5 protein-coding genes are annotated in these 5836 nt (G+C 71.4%); 4 read left to right on the top strand and 1 reads right to left on the bottom strand.

Annotation, left to right across the window (positions count from 1 at the left end; genetic code table 11):
* A partial coding sequence (locus tag P409_RS24295) for a fumarylacetoacetate hydrolase family protein (RefSeq protein ID WP_034844699.1) occupies positions 1-348 on the top strand: 348 nt, incomplete at its 5' end.
* 93 nt (positions 349-441) lie between these two features.
* Positions 442-1248 (top strand): class I SAM-dependent methyltransferase, encoded by an 807-nt coding sequence (locus P409_RS24290; protein ID WP_034844697.1) that lies wholly within the window; start codon positions 442-444, stop codon positions 1246-1248.
* A gap of 34 nt (positions 1249-1282) precedes the next feature.
* Here the strand turns inward: P409_RS24290 and P409_RS24285 are convergent, their stop codons facing one another.
* On the bottom strand, positions 1283-3688 hold the full coding sequence (locus tag P409_RS24285; protein WP_052121335.1) for a transketolase: 2406 nt from the start codon (positions 3686-3688) through the stop codon (positions 1283-1285).
* Positions 3689-3883: 195 nt separating this feature from the next.
* Between P409_RS24285 and P409_RS24280 the strand changes: the two genes are divergently transcribed.
* Positions 3884-5203: a DUF1800 domain-containing protein gene (locus P409_RS24280; RefSeq protein ID WP_034844696.1), complete on the top strand. Its 1320-nt coding sequence runs from the start codon at positions 3884-3886 to the stop codon at positions 5201-5203.
* Positions 5204-5207: 4 nt separating this feature from the next.
* Positions 5208-5836, top strand: a 629-nt coding sequence (locus P409_RS24275; protein WP_034844695.1) for a DUF1501 domain-containing protein, incomplete at its 3' end; no start/stop codon positions are given.

Raw genomic sequence — 5836 nt, 5'->3', positions numbered from 1 at the left:
GATTTCGCCGCGCTGGGCGCCCCGACCCTGCTGGCCGACGACTTCTTCCAGGCCGGCTGCGTGCTGGGCGCGCCGGTCGCCGGCTGGCGCGGCCTGGATCTGGCCGCCCTCTCCGGCCGGATGTGGGTCGACGGCACCGAGGCCGGGCGCGGTCATGGCCGCGACGTGCTGGGCCATCCGCTGAACGCTCTGGCGTGGCTGGCCGGGACGCTGGCCCGCCGCGGGCGGGGCCTGAAGGCCGGCGAGATCGTGCTGCTGGGCAGCCTGGTGCAGACCCAATGGCCGGCGGCCGGCGCCCGCATCGCCATCGAGATCGAGGCGCTGGGGCGGGTCGAGATGGAGACATAGGGCGGCTCGTCCTGCGTTCCCGCTGGACTTTTCGCCCCGCCCGCCGTCGAGTCATCAGGAAGGCCGAGAAGAAGCCAGAGGGAGGCTATCGAGATGGAGACCGACCGGATCTTCCAGGGCCCCATCCCCGCCCTGTACGACCAGTATCTGGGACCGATGATCTTTGCGCCCTATGCCAGCGACATGGCGTCCCGGCTGACGGATCTGCGGCGCGGCCGGGTGCTGGAGACCGCCGCCGGAACCGGCATCGTCACCCGGGCGCTGCTCTCCGCCCTGCCGGACGACGTGTCAATCGATGCGACCGACATCAACCAGGCGATGCTCGACCGGGCGTCGAGCGTGATCTCCTCGCCGCGAGTGACGTGGCGACCGGCGGATGCCCAGTCCTTGCCGTTCCCGGACGGAACCTTCGACGCCGTTGTCTGCCAGTTCGGCGCGATGTTCTTTCCCGACAGGGTGCGGGCCTTCGCCGAGGCGCATCGCATCCTGAACCCGGGCGGGCGCTTCCTGTTCAATGTCTGGGACCGGATCGAGGCCAACGAATTCGCCGATGTCGTCGTGGCCGCGGTTGCGCGGCTGTTCCCCGATGACCCGCCGCTGTTCCTGGCGCGCACGCCGCACGGCCATCACGACGTCGCGGCGCTGGAGGCCCAGCTGCGCGCCGCGGGGTTCGGGTCGGTGGCGTCCGAGACGGTCACGCGGCAGAGCCGGGCGCCGGATGCGATGGCCGTCGCCATCGGCTATTGCCAGGGCACGCCGATGCGGAAGGAGATCGAGGACCGCGCCGCCGACCGGCTGTTGGAGGCGACCGAAGCCGCCGCCGCCGCGATCGCCGCACGCTTCGGCCCCGGCCCGGTCACCGGGCAGATGCGGGCCCATGTGATCACCGCCGGGCGCTGATCCCGGCGGCTTACACCTCGGACCGGATCACGGCTCACCGCCCCAGCAGGGCCGCGGCGCAGGCGTCGAGGATGGCGTCGGCGTCCAGCCCGTACGTCTTGTAGAGCTGCGGGATGGTGCCGGACTGGCCGAAATGCTCGACGCCCAGCGGCTTGACCCGGTGGCCGTGCACGCCGCCCAGCCAGGACAAGGTCGCCGGATGGCCGTCCAGCACCGTGACCAGCGCCGCGTCCGGCGCCAACGGCGCCAGCAGCCGGCGTGCCAGGCAGGGTTCGACCGCATGGCCGGCGCGCACCGCCGCCAGCTCGGCATGCCAGCCGGCGTTCAGGCGGTCGGCCGAGGTCACGGCCAGGAGTCCGGCGCCGGGGATGTCCTCCAGCACCTGCTCAAAGGCGGCGATCGCCTCCGGCGCCACAGCGCCGGTGTAGACGATCGCCAGCGACGCGCCCGGCGCAGGCTCGCGCAGCCAGTAGCCGCCGGCGATCACCGCCTGGCGCAGATCCTCGGTCATCTCGCGCTTGGGCTGCTCCAGCGGCCGGGTCGACAGGCGGAGATAGACCGAGCCGCCGTCATGGTCGCGCACCCAGTCGCTGGCCTTCGGGTCGGACTTGTCGCGCTGCATGTAGTCGAAGCCCCAGGCCATGATCGCCGCCAGCTCATCGACATAGGCGGGCTCGAAGCTGGCCAGGCCGTCCTGGGCCATGCCGATCAGCGGCGAGCCGATCGACTGATGCGCCCCGCCCTCCGGCGCCAGGGTCAGGCCGGACGGCGTCGCCACCAGCATGAAGCGGGCATCCTGGTAGCAGGCGTAGTTCAGCGCATCGAGGCCGCGGGCGATGAACGGGTCGTACAGGGTGCCGACCGGCAGCAGCCGCTCGCCGAACAGCGAATGGGTCAGGCCCAGCGCGGCGAGGTTGATGAACAGGTTGTTCTCGGCGATGCCCAGCTCGACATGCTGCCCGTCCGGCGACATGCCCCAGCGCTGGGCCGAGACCACCTTCTGCTCCTTGAACACGTCGGCGCGGCCGTGGCGGTCGAAGATGCCGCGGCGGTTGACCCAGCCGCCGAGATTGGTCGACACCGTCACATCGGGCGAGGTGGTGACCACGCGCTCGGCCAGCGCGTCCTCGCGCTTGGCCAGCTCGCCCATGATCCGGCCGAAGCCCTCCTGCGTCGACATGGTCTCGGCCAAAGCGACGTCGAGCGCGGCAGGCACCGGGATCCGGGCGGCGCTGTAGCGGCGGCGGCCCTCGGCCGCGAAGGGCACGTCGGCCAGGAAGCCGCGCAGCTCGTCGGCCAGGTCGTCGATGCCGGCGAAGGGCTCCCACTCCCGCCCCTGGGGCACGCCCTGGCTGGCCTGGAAGGCGGCCATCTGCTCGGGGTTCATCAGCCCGGCATGGTTGTCCTTGTGGCCGGCGAAGGGCAGGCCGAAGCCCTTGATGGTGTAGGCGATGAACACCGTCGGCACGTCGTCGGCGATGCCACGGAAGGCATCCAGCACCGACTCCATGTCGTGGCCGGCCAGGTTGGTCATGAGCGCGGCCAGCGCCGCATCGTCATGGTCGGCCAGCAGCTCAGAGATACCGGCGACACCGCCGATATCGGCCTGCAGCTGCCGGCGCCAGGCCGCGCCGCCCTGGTACACCAGCGCCGAGTAGAGCGGGTTCGGGCATTCGTCGATCCAGCGCCGCAGCGCGTCGCCGCCCGGGCGCTTGAACGCGGCCTCCAGCAGCCCGCCGTATTTCAGCGTCACCACCCGCCAGCCCATGTTCTCGAACAGCTTGTCGATGCGGGCGAACAGGCGCTCGGTGACGATCGAATCCAGGCTCTGGCGGTTGTAGTCGATCACCCACCAGACGTTGCGGACATCGTGCTTCCAACCCTCCAGCAGGGCCTCGTAGATGTTGCCCTCGTCCAGCTCGGCGTCGCCCAGCAGGGCCACCATGCGGCCGCCGGCCTTGGCGCCGCGGCCCCACTCCTTCAGCGCCACATAGTCCTGGGCGATCGAGGCGAACAGCGTCATGGCGACGCCGAGCCCGACCGAGCCGGTTGAGAAGTCGACGTCGTCGGCATCCTTGGTGCGCGACGGGTAGGACTGGGCGCCGCCGAGCGAGCGGAAGGCCTCGAGATTCTCACGGGTTTGCTGGCCCAGCAGGTACTGGATGGCGTGGAACACCGGGCTGGCATGCGGCTTCACCGCCACCCGGTCCCGCGGCCGCAGCACGTCGAGATACAGCGCGGTCATCACCGTGACCAGCGAGGCGGAGGAGGCCTGGTGGCCGCCGACCTTCAGCCCGTCCGGGTTGGGCCGCAGATGGTTGGCGTTGTGGATCGTCCAGGCGGACAGCCAGAGGATCTTCTTCTCCAGCGCCTTGAGCAGGCGCAGCCGGTCTGCCGCCGCTGCCGCGGTGCCGTCCGTCTCAATGCGCGCCTCACGCATCCTGCGACCAACCGTCCCCATCGCCCGACACCCTCGCCCTGCTGCGGATCAGCCCTTACCTTAATCAGCACGTCAGTGAACCGGACGCAACGGCGGCGCGCTCCCACCGGAACGACGCCGCCCGACGGAATCCCGCCGCCCCGCCGTGCAGGGACCGGAGGGGGCCGACCGTTCGAAAGCGGGGACGGAGAAGCCATGTCTCTCGTCGAGGCGGCGATCGCCGCGAATCGCTTCGGGTTCGGCGCCCGGCCCGGGCAGCTGGAAACCCTCGCCGACAATCCCTGGGACTGGCTGCGGGCGCAGATCCGCCAGCCCGCCGCCCCGGCCGGCGACATGCCGATGACAAAAGCCGGGATGGAGATCCTGATCGCGGTGCAGACGGCGCCGGACGAGGACAGCCGCAAGCCGCACCAGGAGGAGGCGCGCGCCCTGCGCGACCGCGACCGCGTGGCGCATATCCAGGCGGCGGTGACCAGCGACACGCCGTACCGCGAGCGGCTGGTCAAGTTCTGGACCAACCACTTCACCGTCGCCTATGTGCAGAGCTATGTCGTCCCCTTCGGCGGGGCCTATGAGAACGAGGCGATCCGCCCTTACGTGACGGGCAAGTTCCGCGACCTGCTGGGCGCGGTGGTGAAGCACCCGGCGATGCTGTTCTATCTCGACAATGCCCGCTCGGTCGGGCCGAACTCGAAGTTCGGCCGGAAGGCCGGAGTCGGGCTGAACGAGAATCTGGGGCGGGAGCTGATGGAGCTGCACACGCTGGGCGTTGACGGCGGCTACACCCAGGCCGATGTGCGGACGCTGGCGATGATCCTGACCGGCTGGACGCCCGGCCGGGCCAAGGATCCGCCCGGCACCGTCTTCGCCTTCCGCCCCGCCGGCCACGAGCCCGGGCCGAAGACCTTCCTGGGCAAGACCTATCCCGAGGGCGGCCAGGACGAGGGCGAGGCGGCGCTGGACGCGCTGGCGGCGCATCCGGCCACGGCCCGGCACATCGCCACCCAGCTGGCCCGCCACTTCATCGCCGACGATCCGCCGAGGACCGCGGTCGACCGGCTGGCGAAGACCTATCTCGACACCGGCGGCGACCTGGCCGCGGTGTCCGAGGCGCTGATCGACAGCCCCGAGGCCTGGCAGCATGAGCGGCGCAAATTCAAGTCGCCGCTGGACTATGTGGTCTCGGTGGCGCGCGCCTTCGACCTGGGCGATGTCGGCCCGCCCGCGGTGGCCTGGGTCCGCCGCCTGGGGCAGCAGATCCTGAACGCGCCGTCGCCGCAGGGCTGGCCGGACCGGGAATCGGACTGGCTGGCGCCGGAGCTGGTGATGGAGCGGCTGGAATGGAGCTATCAGGTGATCCCGCGCCTCGTCGCCGACCAGTCGCCCCTGCCCTTCGCCGAGGCGCTGGTCGGCCCCACCTTGTCGGAGCAGACCAAGGCCGTGCTGCGCGGCGCCCCCAGCCAGCGCGAGGGCATCGCCCTGGCGCTGCTGAGCCCGGAATTCCAGAGGAGGTGAGAGGATGGACCTGACCCGACGCCATCTTCTCGGCGGCCTCGCCGCCACGGCCGCGGCCACGGTGCTGCCGGCCCGGCTGCTGCTGGCCAAGGCGCCGATCGAGCAGCGCTTCGTGCTGATCATCCTGCGCGGGGCGCTGGACGGGCTGGCGGCGATGCCGCCCTATGCCGACCCCGACCTGCGCACGCTGCGCGCCGCGCTGGTGCCGCCCGATCCCGACCGGGACGGCGGCATGGCCGACCTGGACGGGCGGTTCGCCCTGCATCCCGCCCTGGCGCCGCTGAAGGACTGGTATGAAGAGGGCAGCTTCCTGCCGCTGCACGCCGTGGCCTCGCCCTATCGCGACCGGTCGCATTTCGACGGCCAGGACCTGCTGGAGAGCGGCGCCGCGCAGCTGGACGGCACCCGCGACGGCTGGCTGAACCGCACGCTGGGCCTGATCGGCGCCACCGATCGGCGCTTCGGCATCGCCTTCGCCGAGGAGATCCCGCTGGTGCTGCGCGGCGCCACGCCGGTGACCTCCTGGCTGCCGGACAAGCCGACTGGCCTGCCACCCGGCTTCCCCGACCTGGTCGCCCGGCTGTACGACCAGGACCCGGCGCTGCACGCCGCCTATGCCTCCGGCCTCGACAC

It is taken from the genome of Inquilinus limosus MP06 (assembly GCF_000767795.1).
In the GTDB taxonomy this organism is placed as follows: domain Bacteria; phylum Pseudomonadota; class Alphaproteobacteria; order DSM-16000; family Inquilinaceae; genus Inquilinus; species Inquilinus limosus_E.
Note: the sequence above shows the minus strand (reverse complement) of the source record. Positions and strands in the feature narration are given on the sequence as shown.